Origin of the sequence: Fulvivirga sp. M361, assembly GCF_007097395.1 — a bacterium.
Lineage (GTDB): Bacteria > Bacteroidota > Bacteroidia > Cytophagales > Cyclobacteriaceae > Fulvivirga.
The window spans coordinates 128,258-146,136 of record NZ_VKDC01000005.1 but is presented as its reverse complement, the minus strand read 5'-3'; the positions used below and the strand labels follow the sequence as shown (position 1 = coordinate 146,136).

Genomic DNA, 17,879 nt, shown 5'->3' with positions numbered 1-17,879 from the left:
GGTACACTTTATAAAAGTGCACCAGGAGCATCGGTAGTCAGCAACAAGCAGCACCAAAATTTTATGACATAATATTGCCTACTGCTTGTTGCTGACTCATCAAATAACGTTGGGCCCTGCAAAAACTATGCATAATTTACATCGGATACGTCATTGAATCATTGAAGTACCCCTAGTTCTTTAACAGTATAAATCTAGTTTCATAATGTTCAATAAGTGTTGGTTTGGTTAACTGCTTTAATGCTTCGCCAAGTACATTAGCTTCAAAGGCCTGAGTTGCACCTGTCTGGTCCAGCAACCTGGAGATATCCAGTATGGCATGGTCTCCTTCCGTTTCCCGCAGGTGCAGGATAACTCCATTGGCTGACGGGAGAGGCCTGGCGTTGACCAAAAGTAGATTGGGCAGATCAAAATCGGCCAATGATTTGGATGCAGGTACTGTAGCTGTTCTTGAGGTTCCCGGTGGGATGACACGTGCTAACATGGGGACTCTGCTGTCCCATCCGAATCTTGTTGCCGTAGAATTCGAGATGTCAGAGGATGAAGTCAGGTAGTATCTCCATTTCATCTCGCCTTCCTGGCTTGCTCTGAAGTTCGTAGTCCAATAATTATTGAGTACCCACGAGTATAGATGAGGCTTTGCAGGTTGGCGCTGATAATAGAATCTTCCGGTGTTTATTGCTCCAAACTGTACGAGCGGTACATCGTTACTGCTAAACAGGATCTGAGCTTCGTTGTTTTTTACCGCGGCAAAGTTCTGTATCACATTCCAGTCGGCAGAGGTTCCTTCCAGTTGGTTGATGCCCGGATTTACCGTGCCACCCTGCACATCAAATGCCAACTGATCCTTATCGCCCATTTGGAACGGGAAGGCTATAAACACTCCTTCAGGTGAAGTAACAGGTAGTTTGACCATACTGTAAGAGAGTTCGATCCTTTTTGCCGTATGATAAAGCCGGATCTCCAGGTTGACCCCTCGATGGTCTGCGCATCCATCGATCTTACCATTCACCATCAGGCTACTCCACAATGGGGTCTCTTTGATCGTAGAAACCCGAACATCCGATAGACCGGTAACCTTCTTTTTGATAGGTACATATACGGTGTCCCGGTTGTCATTCGTAAGTCGCTCCATAGACTGCCGGTTGTCGGGCTGTTCATAAATAAACTCTCCGAGCTTCATTTCACTCGAAGCGTCCAGTAATTCTTTCTTTAACTCCTTGTCAAACAGGCTTTCTATCACTCCTTTTTTGGGATCTACCGTCAGGCGATAATATTGATTTTCGAGTATTGAAGTAGTGGATGGTTTCGGTGGGTTGGCCTGTTTTTTTTCGGCCTCTTCCACTTTGATGTGGAAAGTTGTGTAGCCCATTGGAGGAATGTCAGGCGCCCAAAGGCCCCAATAGCTGCCATCACCTCTGCTTGAGATAAGTTGTGCTTTAACAGTCCTTCCATTTGTATCCACTATGCTGAAGTCACGGTTAAGAGGGAGTAATTCATGATCAATGTACACTTTTACCAATCCCGAACGTGTCCAGTTCAATGTGTTAAAAATGGCGATGGTAGGCAAATCTGACTTTGGAATGTGTTGCTGCATCAGTCCCAGCGCCTTTTCCTGGATCAGACTGGAGGCTTTGAAAGCGCTCCAGGCAAAGGAAGACTTCTGGCCCCATTGGATAACCGAGTTTTCAGTGAGAGGGTCGCGAATGCTCTCTGCTGCACCGAAGGTGTGTTCGTCATAAAACAGTAATTCATCATAAGCGCCGGAAATGTCTTGGTTCATACCTTCTGGTAGTGCAGTTCCCATAAGCCGTGCCATCGATAGCATCCCCATATTGGCGATCATATGGGAGTGAGTGGTTCTGGCGGCTTTGGTTTCGTTGAACGCAGAGCCGAAACCGTCTGTCCACCAGTCTGGCCAGGCCACTTTTTTTACCGGGAGTGTTTCACTTTCATGCTGATCCAGGTAGATCATAAATTCACTGGCCAGGGAAAGTTTAAGTTTTGGCCACGCATACTTTTCGTTCCACTCTTTTACAATATCACAGGCTTTGGTAGAGGGGGGAGAGTTATCTGTGAGATATCCTGAAAACTGGAAGGCAGTCTTGTCGTACGGATATCCCTTTTTTTCAAGTTCATCCAGGTATTGGGAGAGGTTGGCCCTGAACTGATCAATTTCTCCTGAAGTAAGGCTCAGCGCATTTCCATGCATGTAGTGCTCACTCCGGTAGGCAAGCAGGCGATGACCTGAATTGGACTCCCACCAGAAGGAGGTCGGTTTGTCAAAAGGTACCTGTGCCCGGTGACCATGCTGACCCATGGTAAGGTACCGGACCCCTGTGTTGTTGTAAAGGTCTATCATACACCAGCCAATACCATTGACATCATTTTGCATAGCGGTGTTGACATCTATGCCTTTTTGTTTGAAAAGACTAAGGGTCTGGGTTTGTATGGCCAATGCCGTTTCGTCTATTATTTCCGAAAAATTGAAAAACATACCAGTCACTTCAATACGTCCTTCTTGAATACGTTTCAAAAGCCTGTCTACCTGGTCTTTCGGACGGCTATTGAGATATTCGCGTACGGTCCATGCGGCTTCACATGTCCATCTGAATTTAGCTTCATCCGGATAGTGGTCGGTCTGATCACAGTAGTCCAGGGCGTAATCTATGTACCTCAGGTGCTCTGCCAGGATCTCCGTCTGTGGTCGTGTATAGCCGATGTCTGTATGGGAATGTTGCACAAGATGAATGGTCCATTCCTTGACAGGCTCCACTTTAAAACGGGTCTGTTCTTTCACTTTACCGATACTTACTTCCGCCTCAATCATCGTGGGAGCAGTCACTATGGGCACCAGGAAGTCCACCTCATTAAATCCCGAGTTGAGCCACACCTCTTTTTGCAAACCCAGGGCTGTTATGCTTGCCTTTACGGGCTCTTTCAAATGAGTGAATTCGAACCTGACCGTATGGAAAAGCTTTCCATCCTTTTTGGTAACGACTTTAATTTGTTGCGTTTTGAACCCCTCTTTGAGTGATCGCTCATAGGTCATGTACCATGCATCACTTTGATTGTCTACACCATCTACCTTGATCACAACTGCCTTGCCGGGTTTGAAGTATTTTGCCGGGATTTTTAAGACCGCAGAGCCCATTTCGTCCTTATTTTTATCGATCATTGAACGATTGAAGACCAGTTCCGTTCCGTCTTTTCCCGATATTTTCCGTACAGTCTGGTCACTGGTTGGGCCTGAGAACGTCAATAACTTTTGACCATTCACATAAAGGTCAAATGCCTGCGCAGGAGCTTTAGTGCCCATTCCGTATAACCATATGAATGATATGGTCTTTTTAGTATATCCTTTGGGAATAACTTCTGTTTCCCATACAATGGGATCGAAATCCGCCCGTGCACGGGAAAGAAGGCATTTTTCCCGGTAGGAGAAAGGAGAGTGATAGGTAAATCGGGTACCACTAAGTGCGCTTTTGAAGCCAGTGAAATGGTTTTCCTGGGCGCTGGACTCAAAGACTAAGGTGAAGAAGAGTAGCAGATATACTATTGTATTGGGTTTCATAGGCATCATTTTATAGAAGGCTTATCTTATAGGACAGAATGACTACAATAATACGCGACCGGTCATTTTCAATTAGTTGCTTTGAAGAGTTTTGATAAATTAATAATGCAGTGCTTTCTACAGAAAAATAGAAGTCTTCATAGTTTGTTTGTACAAGCGGTGCCATTGCCGAAATATTAAGCCAGATGAATGTTTTAAATCTTTTTTAAAAATAACTAAATCGATTTAGTTATTCAATCATTTTTCGAATTCACATGGCGCGAATATGGTCAGCGTAATGCGTGTGTCTGTAGACCGGAAATTCCATTATTAATAATTTGAAAGCAGATATCCTAAAGGCAGGTCTCTGATCGGATACACTGAAGACGATATCATCAGATCAGAATTAAATTAAACAAATTGGTTACTTTGATCCTTAACCATCTTAAAAGGCATGCTTATGAGCGATAAAGGTTATATTTTTCAATTTCTCGGAGATTTGCGAAACAACAACTCCAAAGAATGGATGGTAGAAAACAAAACCAAGTTTGAAAAAGCAAAACGGATCTGGGTGGAAGAAATTGAAAAGATACAAAACAGGCTTTCTAAATATAATCCGATATATAACGAAGTTCCGGCCAGGTCCACTATTTCAAGGATCAATAACAACCGAATGTTTCATCCGGAGAAGCCCATCTACAAAGATTTTTTCAGTTGTGAGCCGGGTAAAAAAAATCCGATGGCTGATCTTTTCTATATTTCCATAAGTCCGGGAGGCTCATTTCCTGCCGGGTCTTTTATGGGCGGCGGCCTCTACCAGTTGGATAAGGATATGCTCACTAAGGTTCGTGAGGCAATCGATTATAACGGAGATGTGTTACAAGGGATTATTTCAGAGAAAAAGTTTGTCGATTTTTACGGAGGATTGAACGATGACCCCAATAAGCTGAAAACTGCCCCGAGAAATTATGATAAGGAACACGAATACATAGAGTTACTCAAATATAGAAGTTTCACCGCTACCCGGGACCTCACGGAAAAAGAGGTTTGTTCAACGGGTTTCGTGGATTTGGTAGAGGAAGCATTTGTAACCATCAAACCATTTTCTGATTACTTAAAGCAATCATTGACGTTTGAAAATTGAGCCTATGTGGAGATGCCCTAAATGTAAGCGTAAGTTTAAATCCACGAACCAACATCATATGTGTACTACAAAGGATATTGGGGAGCTGTTTTTGGGGAAATCGGATGAAATGGTGTTGACTTTTGATCGAATAATGACGGAGGTAATGCTTTGGCAACCCAATGATCTGGGGGCTTCTATCCACTCAGTCGTTTTTACAAACAGGAAAGCCTGGCTCATTATTAAACCGATGAAAAAGGAGCTGGATGTAAAGTTTTATTATTCTGAGGAAATTGATTCTCCTTTGATCAAAAAACGAACCACTTATCCGAATAAGTTTGCACACCATCTTCGGGTGTCATCCGAGCTGGAAATAACCGCAGAGTTGATTAATTTGCTGAGAATGGGGTATGATTATGCTATGGATAGTTAATCATGGATCAACGGCTGGACTATCTTCATAATAATCCTATCGTTGAAGAGTTATGTCTATTCAATAGAGCAATGGGTGTATAGCAGTGCAGCGTTTTATATTTCAAATGAGAAGAATCGAGTGGTATTACAAATGCTGGAACAAGATAGATACGCTTTATAAAAGCGCACCAGGAGTTCGTTATAAATGATTTGTTGATAGCAAAATTATCCCTGACCCATACCGATTTATGGGCCGATCGTTACTTTTGATAGTAAGATTGAGAAGGACACTATGAGATGAGCCATGTACCAGGAGATTAAACCAATACACGGATTGAAGGACTTTGTTGGTTCCTTCTGGACCTATTCAGGTCCTGGGAAAGCTGAACAATATAAGGTTCTGCCTGATGGCTGTATCGATCTTATCTTCAACCTTAGTAATCATACAACTACTTTATCCGGGGTAATGACCCGATTTGCTGAAAGGAAACTAGAAAGAGGAACCGATCTAATAGGAATACGCTTTAAGACGGGGAGATTCAAATGCTTTACCAATGTCTTTCAGAGAGAACTTAAAGACCTTAAAATTGAGGCGGATCAAATTGTGCCACAGTTACCTGCAGACATCAATGACAGATTAGCAGAGCAGGTCTCCATTGAAGCCAAAATAGATGTTTTACAAGACATTATTTATAAGCTTGTTGTTGACTCAAAGCAACAAGAAGATGTGTTGATGCTATCTATTGTAGACAAAATACGGTTTGAAGGGAATATTGGTAGTATCAGCTCTTTAGCCAAGTCACATTGCATAAGTCCCCGACAGTTAGAAAGACGATTTAAGACTTGCACAGGACTAACGGTCAAGGAATTTACCCGCATAGTCCGGTTCAATAGTGCCAGGAGTCTGATCAGAGAATGTCATGAAAAAAACCTTTTAGAGATTGCGTTCGATCTGGGATTTTATGACCATGCACATTTGACCAACGAATTCAATCGGCTATCCGGAGAAAATCCGTCCTACTTCAGATAATGTCGTTTTTTTACAAAGCAAGACTTTCGGGTACGACTATCTTTGTCCTGTAAAAGGATATGAAATAATCAATAACGATAATTGGTTTGCTGCTGTTATTTCATGTAGGCCAAACGAAACACTAAAGGCAGGACGGAACACTTTACATCAGGAAATAACCAAATAGAAAATATGGAGGTACACTACGCATACACTATTCTTTACGTAAAGAACGTCCCTCAATCCATCCATTTTTATAAAAATGCTTTTGGATTTGAACAGAAATTTTTGACACCTGAAAACGATTATGGAGAGATCATTTCAGGTACCACGACAATTGCTTTTGCAAGTGTGGAACTCGGGAATGCTAACCTCAAAGAGGGTTTTAGCAAAAGTGATCTGAAGGACAAGCCATTTGGGATTGAACTCGCCTTCACCACTCAAAATGTGGAATCACTTATTAAAAAAGCTACGGATGAAGGAGCTGTGCTTTTGGAAGAAGTAGCGGTGAAACCGTGGGGACAAAAAGTGGGCTATATAAGGGATCCGGATGGTTTTCTACTGGAGATATGTACGCCTTTGCCAGGTTAGGAATAGCGCATTGACAGGTAATCTCTTAATCGGGAGGCATGGTTTGATATCTGGTTATCCACCTTTAAGTGGGTGCCTTGGCGTCAAAGGTGTCATAAGCTTTCCGGCGTTGAGATTACCACTGAGAACCGCACCATCCATATAACCTCCATAAGCAGGTGCTGTTTCTGCTCCTGAAAAAAATAATCGTCCATCTAAATAGGATGCCTCAAATAAAGGATGACCATACTGAGGACTCATATAAATGGACTTAATAGTTTCACAGGAGGTGTGCATATCCTTTGACCAATCCTTTTCTTCATAAGTGAGATAATTAAGCACCTCATTGCCAAGATACTTGGAGAGATAGTCCATAATACGTTGTTTCCTCTTTTCTGCGCTAGTATCTCTAAGCGTTTCATTGACGAATCCCATCAGGGCGTAATGCTCATCGAGATGGTCTGAATGATCATATAATTCTACTACCGGACCCACTTGTCCCAGCATAGTACCTGAGAGGTTTTTGTCACGCCAGAAGGGCTTTGCAAAGGTCATACCGATCTTGATGGCGTTGCTCATCCAGGTATGTGTGTTTTTCATTACCTCAGTGACAGTTGCAGGTAGGTCAGGTGAAAAGGTAATGCGTGTAACAATGCGTGGAGGTATTGTCACTATGGCTTTTTCTGCCTGGTAAGCAGTATCATTGGCAATTACCTGTAAACCATCTGCTTTCACATTTATGGCTGTTACATTGGTATCCAGTTTTATTTTTTCGGAAAAAGACCTAGCCAGCGCTTCTATCATTGCCATCGAACTGCCTGATATCCTGCTGGCGGGGGCGGCGTTCGGGTCATTCCTGAAGTAATGTGCAGGGGCCATGGTGCTGTAAACCAGCACGTTTTCTCCCTCACTATATTGGTGAAATTTGGCAATACCTAATTCTTCCAACAAACCGACCACCTGCTGATGATGGGTTTGGAACCAGACCGCGCCAAAATCAATACGGTTTTTAGTAAAGATCCTGCCGCCAATACGGTCGCGCGATTCCAATATGATAAAATCAGTTTCACCTGCCTGATATAACCGGTAAGCAGAAGTGAGACCGGATAATCCTGCGCCGACAATGATGTATTTTGTAAAAACCTGTTGCATTAATTTTCAATGACTGAAAGACGATACCTTGTATTCAAGTGAATGACTAAACAGCGAAGATAATGATCGATATAGTCAAAAATTGCCCGGAGTGGCATTTAATTGATTTATATCGGATTTTTTGGCGCCAAATAAATCAAGGTGAAACAGTGAAGGGTACAGGTACAAAACCAACTGCCTGTTTAATTTTTGATCAGCCTGAAAGCGGCACTACCTGTGCCATCACTTACATGCAATATATATATGCCATTTGGGATGTTCGAAGCATCGATCTTAGTCCCTATGTTGTTCAGGGTAACAGAAACATTCAGCATCTTGCCCTGTAAATTCAATAACCTTACCTGCTGAGAGGCAATTGTTTTATCCCTGATGTAATAAATTCCCGAAGACGGATTGGGTACTACCTTTATATCCTTATCATTAAACCTGCTGACCTGTGCTATTTCGGAATAAGAAAACTGGCCATCAAAATCGGTTTGCTTAAGCCGGTAGTAGGACCTTCCAAAATAAGGGCTGGTATCCATAGTCTGATAATCCAGGGTGGAGAGCGAATTACCTGCTCCTTTAACAGTTTCCAGTTTTTCCCAACGTATTGCATCCATCGATCTCTCCACAGTAAAGAAATCATTATTTGTTTCAGAACTGGTGGTCCATGAAACCATAACATCGTTCTGTTCGGCAGTGGCTTTAAATGACAATAATTCAACAGGCAGTGGCATCGACACATTCGTATTACCGATAGTGATCCTATCCCCATTTGTAATGCTGACCCCTGAAAAGACCAGGGTATTTCCAACTACTGAGCCATCTACCGGAGTTACATCGTTATCAGCAAATCCGTTGCCGTTCCTATCGATCAACAAACGAAGGTTAGATCCCAGCGGACTGGCCAGATCACTAAGGTCGAAACTCAATGAAACGGTGCCTACATCTCCTGTTTCGCTAAATCTCCATATACGTTCCAGGCGTTCTTCTATTACAGCTCCGTCAACATCGCCAGAAGTGCCATCCAAAGCGCCGTTTTGATGTCCCCACATCAAAAAATCTCCGTTATCCAGTGAACTTGGATTGAACACACGAATTTGCCCCGGACCCGAAGCATCTCTGTGACGGGATCCATCGCTGGCCTGACCTATGCCTGCTACGTCAAAGTCAAAATCCCCATTGCCATTATCATCCATCGTATATACGTCATTTCCTGAAGCTGAAATATTGATGTCATATTTGGCAGCCAGATAATTGTCAATGATTATTCTCTGGGCTTCGTTTATTTCCACATTGTAGAAAATGATCTCTGCAATTTCACCGTCCAACCGAAAGGTAGAATTTACACCATCGTCCAGAAAACGAGCTCCGATCAAAACATCCACCGTACTGGTAGTTGTACCGACTGTACCTCCGGTAACGTCACTGGCAGCAGAAACCCAGGAATTTTTAGAAGAAGCTGAAGTGATCGCTGAGCCGATTGCCCAGGAACCGGTGGCTGTGGCGGTTCCCTGCGAGAGATCTCCACCGGAATAGAAGTTGAAATTGTTGTTCTCAACATAAAACTGGTATTGACGATCACTGGCTGTGGAGCGGGAAAGTAGGGTGCCTTCATTATTGGTATTCACATTAAACGTGGAGAAAAATGACCAGCTGTCTGTTCCCGGTGTTACATCCAGGACATCTCCCAAACTCAATGCGTCCCCTCCGTCAAAGCTAAGGGCGGGCAGGGAGTTCACTACATTGGTATTAAAAGTAGGTCTGCTACTCAGTGATCCTTGTGTAGCACTTAACGCATTTCCTGACACGTCAGACCAGGCACTTACCGATGCACCATTGGATAAGCTTAAATCATTTGCCCGTACCCAAAATTGGTTATTATTCGAATCACCAACACCTGCCGGACCCGTATTGCCGGAAATAAAACTACCGGAACCTACCACCGGAAAACCGGTACAACCTGTTCCGGTACATGCTACAGTAAATGAAGTGCATATCTGGTTTATTGAGCCTGAATTAGCAAAAGTTATCTGGCTACCGGACCCGTTTTGCAATGTGGTAGTGCCGGTACCGCAAAGGGTGGCGTCGGTAAAACTGATGATCAAGTCATCATTAGAGATAGACCCCGTATTTATAACGGTTACGCTATTACCTGCCAATACCAAATCGTCGGCGCTACTGATGGACGAGCCTGCATTGGCTTCCAGGTATCCCAGGTTTACCAAGCTGGAGTTAAGTGTAAAAGACCCTCCTGTTTCTATTTGAGTAAATCCTTCCACCATCATTTCTATTCCCGTCACGGACAATAACCCCTCTACTAAGACATCCCCGGTCTGATAAAACATATTCAGGTTAGATGCAACAAACGGACCGACATTTGTCCTGCCCAGCCCATCGGGTGAAATGCCTGCACCTCGATTATCCGTGATCGCATTAATGGTAATAGTATGCCCTGAAAGTATAACCACATTATCACTGCTGGCAGGGTACATACCGGTAGCCAAAGGGCCTCCTGATCCATCTGAAAGAGTTGTCCAGGAATTCGGATCATCCCAGTTGCCTCCTGAAGTGGCATTGCGGGAATAATAGGTTACAGGCTGGAAAACAAGCCCGTAAAAGTCAGTGGTCACGTCATCCGGAAATACTCCCACACTTTCATCTCCCGCTCCATCTGCTGTTGTCCAGTTGGCAGAGGTACTGATGGCGGTGGCACAGTCCGATAAGGTAGAAGTACATAAAGTACTGCCTGAATAAAGCATAACATCGTTATCCCCCGTAATTTGAATGGCATTGACACCGGCAGTGAGGCCTGTATTCGTTATAAGGGGAGCGGTTCCAAAGGTATTATTAGCTATAGCACTCAAAAAAGTAGTGGGAGTACTATCGTCAGAACCCAAAAACATATAAAGGGTCTCACTACTTACGTCTATATCAAAACCCGGATCCGATTCCACCGAATTTCCCAGGTTGGTGGTGATTGCTCCGTTGATGTCATTAACAGTGATTACAGTCCCTGATGAGATCGTGTTCCCGGTATTATTTTGCCAGGTAATAGCACCTTCTCCGGTAGAAAAAGCGGAAACGCCGTCCCAGTCGTTATCTGTTATGAAAATGGTGGTTCCATCCGGTAGAGGAACGAAAGTTACAAACGAAAAACCATCGTTGGCATCCGCATTAAAACCTACGAACATTACCTCACCGACAGATTGACCAAACCCTGGGAATGATAGCATAAAAAAAATGAGGCTGAATAGTAGTTGACGTGTTGGGTGTTTATGGGTGTACATAATTGTTGCAATCTACCATGTAAATTATGAAAATAATTTGACTAATGTAAGATTTATGGCATTGTTGAGCCGGAAGCTTTGTTTGGTTAAATGAATTTTAGCCAGTTTCCTCCAAAAGAGATTTGTTTGATTTTATAGTTCATTTTCTTCCTTACGCTATTTTATAGTTGACCTAAAGTGTACATTTATTATCTCAACATGAGCGCTATCAGCAGAAAAACAGATCATATCGTATACGCTGTCCGGGATTTGGATAAAGCAATGGATGATTTTGAAATCAGGTTAGGGACCCGCCCTGTTTTTGGAGGATATCACCCCACCCAGGGCACAAAAAATGCGCTGGTCAATTTGAATGAAGGATGTTACCTGGAATTGCTGGCAGTTGATCATGCTAATCAAGCCATTAAGGCGCCCCGTTGGATGGGAATAGATGTGCTGACCCGCCCGCAATTGACCCGTTGGGCCATAAAGTCAGACAACCTGGAGAAGGACAGCGCTATTTTGAAAAGATACCAGAATGAAATGGGGCATATAAAAAGTGGGTCTCGTAATACTGCAGATGGCTCACTACTAAAATGGGAGCTGATCATGCCTTTATCGGTCCCTGAGGTAGAACTTGTCCCTTTTATGGTGGATTGGAGTGCTTCTGAAATGCATCCTTCGGACTACTTGCCAGACATGAACTGCAGACTCCTGACTCTTTATGGGACACACCCGGAACCTGAGGCCTACGCGGATGTATGCAGCGAGCTTGGTATAGCGTTTAAGATCACCAGATCGAAAACACGCACTCTAAAAGCGGTTATTCAAAGCCCTAAGGGGCGTATCGAATTATAAGTATGGTGGGGTAACGAGGTGAGCTAGAGTTAAAAAACACAATTAAAATCAATTAAGGAAAAATCGACCCAACGTCACTCTGAGCCACTTTGGGGGATATGTGCGAAGGGAAAATGGCGTGAGAGTCTCCGGAATCGGGAGATTCCTTTAGCTCCATACGCACACTAGCTGCAAAGCTTCGGAATGATGTTCTGTTTTGTTACTTTTCCTTTTATTCATGTTAGCATTAGTATGCCATTTTTGAACTGGCCAGGACAGCACAAATCAGCCAAAGGAGAGTAGCATTAAATGAAATCTTTCTATCCCTTCCAACATGTAAAACCTTCTATCCTGTTAAGTTAAGCTTACCTTTCTTCCGGACTATGCTTAGGTAACATTTTCGCTGTGACATAAAACGTACCGAAAGGTACAATGGAGGCCAGCAAGGCAATAAGCGTTTTACGGGTGTTCCATTCCTGGTCTATCCTGATCTGTATCACAGCTAAAACATAGAGAACAAAAAGTATCCCATGTGCCATTCCGATGATCTTGTTCGGGCCGGGCATATCCATGAGGTATTTTAAGGGCATAGTAACGAAAAGTATCAGAAGAAAAGATACCCCTTCTGCAAATGCGAGCACTCGAAATCTGCCGAGTTGTGTTTTAAGTGAATCGATCATAGGTGGGTGATTAGCAATTTTTGAAAGGGTAAAATATGGAGGGGCAAATAACAGTATAAATGGTGTAAAGGTAAAGTCTGATGTAATACTTTTATGATGATCTTTTACATGTGCATGCGCTTTGGGAACATGCTAACTCAATAGACATAAACTACCTGGCACCTTCCATCGTTCTATTCCATCAAATCCGCTTTCAAACTCTCAAAGTTATATCCGGCAAAGATCCCCAGCCCATTTTGAATGTTATTAGCGATCTGGACCGGTTCTGCAAGCGTTCCCTTTTCTTCTATGTCCTTTTGAAAAACAGAGGTGAGGAGGTATTGATAATAGTCTTTACTAAGTGTTTTTAAAACCACATAAACCTCAACGTCAGGGTCTTTGGAAAAGTCCAGGTTAATAGGGATAATAAAAAAATCAATGGTATGCGGCTGGCCATTAAACCGGATGTCATCAAAAAACAGGATGGGGTCACCGTCGCTTGAGCTCGGACCTCCAATACTGATATCTACATTACCCGTTAATCCTACATCAGGATCTTCCAGCAGAAGAAATCCTACCTCCCCGTCAAAAATATCATCAGCGCCTTCAGGTACAATAACTATTTCCACTCCATAATAATTCTGGCTTGTGCCTGGGTCCTGAAAAGTGAGTGTTGCCCGATATCCCGATTCACCAAGGTTGACGTTTGTAAGTTGGGTCTCTATAGAAAAGGATTGCACAGGCACTGCCCCGGGAATGATGTTGGATGAAGTGACTTCAGAAAAACCATCCACCTGCACACTAAGAAAGTATTCTGTTTGCACTTCCGGGATAAATGTACTGGTATAGTTTCCCTGACCATCTTCAAGTAGTGTTTCAATCACCTCCGTGGCATTGGAAACAGTGACAATAGCCTGATCAACAGAGATCACCTGTTCCGGGGCTAATATGAAGTTGCTTCTTGAAAGGTCTATTTGAACAGGGCTTCCCGGTCGGAAAAATGAATTGACCACTACCTGGGGTTTTTCTTTGAAGTCAGGATCAAAAGGTGTTTCACACGCCATGATACTTAAAAGAGCTAATGAATAGACTATTCGATTCATAGGTTTAAAATTTGAATTGATAGCTAAAAGCGGGAATAATAGGGAAGAGGCTCAGCTGTGTAAACTGCTTTTTGTCCACATTAAATTCTACGAAAGTCGGATTCAAACGAGAATAGGTATTGTAGAGGCCAAAAACCCATTTTCGTTCACCCCATTTCTTCTTTTTAGAGAAGCTTATGCTGATATCCAGGCGATGATAGTCTTTCGTTCTGGTAGCATTGCGACCGTGGAAATCTTTGATGAAATCAGTTCCCCTGACCTTTCCTGTAATATGATCATTTGACCTTTTGTAGGTGGCGGTAGGCAGTGTAACCGGAAAACCGGTTCCGTAAACCCAGATAAATCCTAAATCGATATTTGCTTTTAGCTTGTGGTTTAGCGTCAGACTTATATCATGCCTGCGGTCATATCGGTAATAAAATTCCCTGCCAAAGTTGAGGTTTTCAAAATCTCTCTTGTTTTTCGACCAGGTGTATCCCAACCAACCGGTGGTTTTTCCCAGCCGTTTTTGTACTAAGAGCTCTATGCCGTAGCTGTATCCTTCTCCGGTTTCAATTTTATCTTCCCAGGCATTGTCTATGTCCAAAAAGCCTGCGCCGTCCTTATACTCGACCAAGCCGGACATCCATTTATAATACCCTTCTACGGTAAGTTCAAATTTGCCGGCTACTTCCATGGCCACTCCCAGTGCCACCTGATCCGCTATTTGTGGTTTTATTCTATCCGTTACCGGCACCCACAGGTCTGTAGGCAACCCTACACCCGAATTCACTAAAAGATGTATGTATTGGGCCATTCGGGCATAGGAAGCCTTTACAGAAAAAAACTCTGAGAATTGGTAATTGGTAGAGATCCGGGGTTGAAATGAAGGATAAAATGTGTTTTCAGCCATAGATCCTGACAGGTGGATGCCTGCGTTTAAACTAAAACGATTCGATACCCTGATCTCATCTTCTATGTAGGTGTAGAACTCTTGCGTATTTATGTTGGATGAGCCGAAAGTAGTATCCGTCTCCAGATGCGACTGAAAACGCGAGGCTCCCGGTTCAAACAGGTGGTCGATGGCAGAAGCTCCAAACCGTATATGGTGATTATTTGAGGGTAAATAGTCAAAATCAATTTTTGCTGCCCAGTCCCGGATGTTTGAGGTATAAGTATTGCGCCGGAAGATATTTTCAATAGTCCCGTTCCTGTCAAATTTGACATCGACTTTGGTAGACAGGTTAAGCTCGTATCGACTAAAAGTGGTGGTGAGGTTCCCAAATAGTCGTGGACTGTAAACATGATTCCATCGTATCGCGGTGGTGATGTTTCCCCAATTTAGGTCTGTATCCTCATTGAGGTCCTCTATGACGTTTCCAAAGTTAGAAATAGCATCGACGCTTTCTTTAAACTTATCCTTGCCTGCATATGCGCTGAGAAATACCCGGTCCTTGTCGGAAAACATATGATTCACCTTTGCGTTGATATCACCAAAATAATAGGAAGTGATTTGGTCACTATCAGCCAACTTTGCTAAGGGCACCATGAATAAGTCCATAAAAGTTCTTCGGCCTGAAAGCATGTAAGACGTTTTTCCTTTATGGATAGGACCTTCTATAGTCAGTTTTGTAGCTACATTTCCGATGGCACCTTCTCCATGGAATTCATTATTGTTCCCTTCCTTCATGTTAATGTCTATTACTGAAGATAGTCTGCCACCATATCGTGCCGGAAAGCCTCCCTTGATCAGGTTAACATTTTGGATGGCGTCGGCATTGAAAATGGAGAAGAACCCGAAAAGATGGCTGGCATTATAGACCGGCACTCCATCAAGTAGGATCAGGTTTTGATCCGGTCCCCCGCCGCGAACATAGATGCCGGATGTACCTTCCGAACCGGATTGTATTCCTGGCAAAAGCTGGATCGTCTTAAGAATGTCCACTTCACCCATAAAAGCAGGTGCCGATTTGATCTCTTCACTTTTAAGCGTAATACTGCTCATCTGGGTTTTTTCGAAAATAGGAACATGACCACTAACTGTAATTTCTTCGAGTAATTGGGAATTTGCCTTCAACAGCATATTGATAACGGTATCTCTTTCGCTATGCAGCACCTTCTCTTCAGACTGGTATCCTATGTACGAGTAAGAGATCTTTTGTGGGTAACTATGCGTTGTCAGGCTATAAAAACCATATGAATTGGTGGTGACCCCCCGGGCATTGTTCAGGTCTATGACATGAGCACCTATCAGGCTTTCTCCGGATTCTTCATCGGTGAGGAACCCGCTAATGGTTACTTTTTTTTTTTCGATCTACTGGTTTTTCTTTCGAAAGTATGACCAGATCATTTCTCCGGGTCCAGGTTACCCTTATAAGTTTGAAGACAAGATCAAGAAATTCCTCTAGTATATAAACTTCTTTATTCAGGGCAATCACCTGTTCTTTGTCAAAAAGGGTTTCAACGTAAGAAAACTCTATGTCAGTTTGTTCAGATACAACTTTCAAGGCTTTTGCCAATGTTACCTCCCGGTGTTGAAACCGGATCACCGGACCGGATTGCTGTGCAGAAAGCACTGTGCTGACCAAACAGAAGATACCTGATAAGCCTGTTTTTAGTAAAGATCTAATGGCACCCATCTCCTGAAATTTGAATTTTTCTCTCATTTATTTCATAATCAAATCCCATGGTTAACCCGAGTATTTCCAGCACCTCTTCCGGGTCATCAAATTGAATGACCGATGTAACGTTGCAGTTATATATATCAGGGTTGGTTACGATGATTTCAATATCAAAAACTTTTTCAAGTGTTTTTTCAATCTGATCAAAAGCGGTTGATTCGAATTCCAACTTTCTGCTGTGCCAGGCCATTGTGTTGAATTCGTCCAATGAAACTTTGATGAGTTGCCCTGTGGAACGATCATAAATTCCCATTTCTCCTGGTAAAATTATTTCTTCCTTTCCCGCTCCATTAAAACGGACTTTTCCTGTTACTACTGTGACTTCTATGACGCTGTTTTTCTTTCTGGAGTGCACATTGAATGATGTCCCCAGTACACTCACCGAAGTACCACCAGTATTGATCACGAAAGGCAATTCAGGTTTTTTTTTCACTTCAAAGAATGCTTCGCCCTCTAGCTGGATCTCCCTGGAGTCTTCACCAAAAGATTTTTTGTATTTCAGAACACTGGAGTGGTTCAGGAAAACGGTGGACCCATCCGTCAATATAATTTCCGATTTCTGACCTGTTGTGGTCACCACTTTTTGATTTGAGGGCCACATAAGATAACCCACCAGTATCAGGCTTAGAGAAGCAGCAATTCTAAGCGCCCACTTTTTTAATGGTATTTGACGTATTGTAGTTTTATCAATTTCTGAGTGGATTTCTTTCCAGGCAGACTCCTTCTCTTTATCCGAGAGATGGATGCTGTTTTTTGAGAGCTGCTTTGGCCACCATTGCATAATTTCATTGAGTATTTTTTCATCGGATTCATTTTCTCTTGTCACCCCTTCCATCTTCCTTCGTTCTTCTGATGGTAATTCTTTGCTAAGTACTTTAGCTATTGTTTCCCAATTCATATTACCGTCTTTTTTATGAGTACACGGGTATTTTCGACTACCCTCAAGTTTTGTATTTTTAAATTAGGAGAACTGACTCATGGAATGAGATAATCGGACATGTATGTCCTGAGTTTTTTTAGTGCGATTCCCATTTGACGTTCTACTGTTTTTACTGAAATATCCAGCTCATCGGCTACTTCTGCATATGTCAGGCCATCTGCTTTGCTGAGCAGGAAAATACGTTTACACTTTTTTGGTAGTCTGGCAATGCCGGATTGAACATAAGATTGGATGATCTTGTGTGCTTCTGTCTGATGGAACTCTTCGGCATCAGAACTCATCTCTTGAGGCACCTGATCCATGCGGACCCATTTTTTTGTGTCACGCAGGTAATTGACGGACCGATTTCTGACGGATATAAACAGGTAAGATTCAAACGTATCAGGCGAAAGGTTTTCCCTGTTTTTCCATAAGCTGATATAGAATTGTTGTACTACGTCCTTTGCAGCTTCCTTATCGCCAATATAAGCATAGGAGTACTGGACCAATGGCTCGAAATATTCATCAAAAATCGCCTTTAAAGCAGATTCATCTCCTTTATTCAATTTTAATACAACTTCCTTCTTCAAGTAAAATGGTTTAATGTATTACCCTGGTACACCTAAAAC

14 protein-coding genes are annotated in these 17,879 nt (G+C 42.8%); 5 read left to right on the top strand and 9 right to left on the bottom strand.

Translation table 11 applies throughout. The annotated features are described in order from the left end of the window. Window positions 1-172: 172 nt before the first annotated feature. Entirely contained in the window at window positions 173-3,574 is a 3,402-nt protein-coding gene (locus FNH22_RS05865; protein WP_185154096.1) for a glycoside hydrolase family 38 C-terminal domain-containing protein, read from the bottom strand. A 439-nt stretch (window positions 3,575-4,013) separates the two neighbouring features. Here FNH22_RS05865 and FNH22_RS05860 point away from each other — a divergent pair, with 439 nt between their 5' ends. The 4 genes from FNH22_RS05860 to FNH22_RS05845 all read left to right on the top strand — a co-directional run bounded on the left by FNH22_RS05860 (window position 4,014) and on the right by FNH22_RS05845 (window position 6,690). Further along, window positions 4,014-4,697 carry a DUF2461 domain-containing protein gene (locus FNH22_RS05860; RefSeq protein WP_185154095.1) on the top strand — a complete coding sequence of 228 codons (684 nt, stop codon included), beginning with the start codon at window positions 4,014-4,016 and terminating at the stop codon, window positions 4,695-4,697. A 58-nt stretch (window positions 4,698-4,755) separates the two neighbouring features. After that, window positions 4,756-5,109, top strand: a complete 354-nt coding sequence (locus FNH22_RS05855) for a DUF5655 domain-containing protein (protein WP_143397410.1) — start codon at window positions 4,756-4,758, stop codon at window positions 5,107-5,109. Between the two features lie 285 nt (window positions 5,110-5,394). After that, window positions 5,395-6,120 (top strand): helix-turn-helix domain-containing protein, encoded by a 726-nt coding sequence (locus FNH22_RS05850; RefSeq protein WP_143397409.1) that lies wholly within the window; start codon window positions 5,395-5,397, stop codon window positions 6,118-6,120. Window positions 6,121-6,291: 171 nt separating this feature from the next. Continuing rightward, window positions 6,292-6,690, top strand: coding sequence for a VOC family protein (locus tag FNH22_RS05845; protein ID WP_143397408.1), 399 nt, complete (start codon window positions 6,292-6,294; stop codon window positions 6,688-6,690). Window positions 6,691-6,744: 54 nt separating this feature from the next. Here FNH22_RS05845 and FNH22_RS05840 read toward each other — a convergent pair whose 3' ends face one another. Beyond that, window positions 6,745-7,821 carry an FAD-dependent oxidoreductase gene (locus tag FNH22_RS05840; RefSeq protein WP_143397407.1) on the bottom strand — a complete coding sequence of 359 codons (1,077 nt, stop codon included), beginning with the start codon at window positions 7,819-7,821 and terminating at the stop codon, window positions 6,745-6,747. A 182-nt stretch (window positions 7,822-8,003) separates the two neighbouring features. Further along, complete coding sequence (locus FNH22_RS05835; RefSeq protein ID WP_185154093.1) at window positions 8,004-11,039, bottom strand: T9SS type A sorting domain-containing protein; 3,036 nt, start codon at window positions 11,037-11,039, stop codon at window positions 8,004-8,006. Window positions 11,040-11,291: 252 nt separating this feature from the next. On the opposite strand from FNH22_RS05835, the gene FNH22_RS05830 reads away from it, so the two are divergent. Next, window positions 11,292-11,930, top strand: coding sequence for a VOC family protein (locus FNH22_RS05830; protein ID WP_143397405.1), 639 nt, complete (start codon window positions 11,292-11,294; stop codon window positions 11,928-11,930). Window positions 11,931-12,274: 344 nt separating this feature from the next. Here the strand turns inward: FNH22_RS05830 and FNH22_RS05825 are convergent, their stop codons facing one another. From FNH22_RS05825 to FNH22_RS05800, 6 genes are all read right to left on the bottom strand, one after another. After that, complete coding sequence (locus FNH22_RS05825) at window positions 12,275-12,589, bottom strand: DUF3817 domain-containing protein (RefSeq protein ID WP_143397404.1); 315 nt, start codon at window positions 12,587-12,589, stop codon at window positions 12,275-12,277. 173 nt (window positions 12,590-12,762) lie between these two features. Further along, on the bottom strand, window positions 12,763-13,671 hold the full coding sequence (locus FNH22_RS05820; protein WP_143397403.1) for a DUF4249 domain-containing protein: 909 nt from the start codon (window positions 13,669-13,671) through the stop codon (window positions 12,763-12,765). A gap of 4 nt (window positions 13,672-13,675) precedes the next feature. Further along, on the bottom strand, window positions 13,676-15,964 hold the full coding sequence (locus tag FNH22_RS05815) for a TonB-dependent receptor (protein WP_143397402.1): 2,289 nt from the start codon (window positions 15,962-15,964) through the stop codon (window positions 13,676-13,678). Then, complete coding sequence (locus FNH22_RS05810; protein WP_143397401.1) at window positions 15,939-16,289, bottom strand: hypothetical protein; 351 nt, start codon at window positions 16,287-16,289, stop codon at window positions 15,939-15,941. The genes FNH22_RS05815 and FNH22_RS05810 overlap by 26 nt, the downstream gene beginning before the upstream one ends. After that, the gene (locus tag FNH22_RS05805; RefSeq protein ID WP_143397400.1) at window positions 16,276-17,229 is read right to left on the bottom strand and encodes a FecR family protein; all 954 of its coding nucleotides are present in this window, start codon (window positions 17,227-17,229) and stop codon (window positions 16,276-16,278) included. The genes FNH22_RS05810 and FNH22_RS05805 overlap by 14 nt, the downstream gene beginning before the upstream one ends. Window positions 17,230-17,306: 77 nt before the next feature. Continuing rightward, window positions 17,307-17,840 carry an RNA polymerase sigma-70 factor gene (locus FNH22_RS05800; protein WP_185154092.1) on the bottom strand — a complete coding sequence of 178 codons (534 nt, stop codon included), beginning with the start codon at window positions 17,838-17,840 and terminating at the stop codon, window positions 17,307-17,309. Window positions 17,841-17,879: the final 39 nt, after the last annotated feature.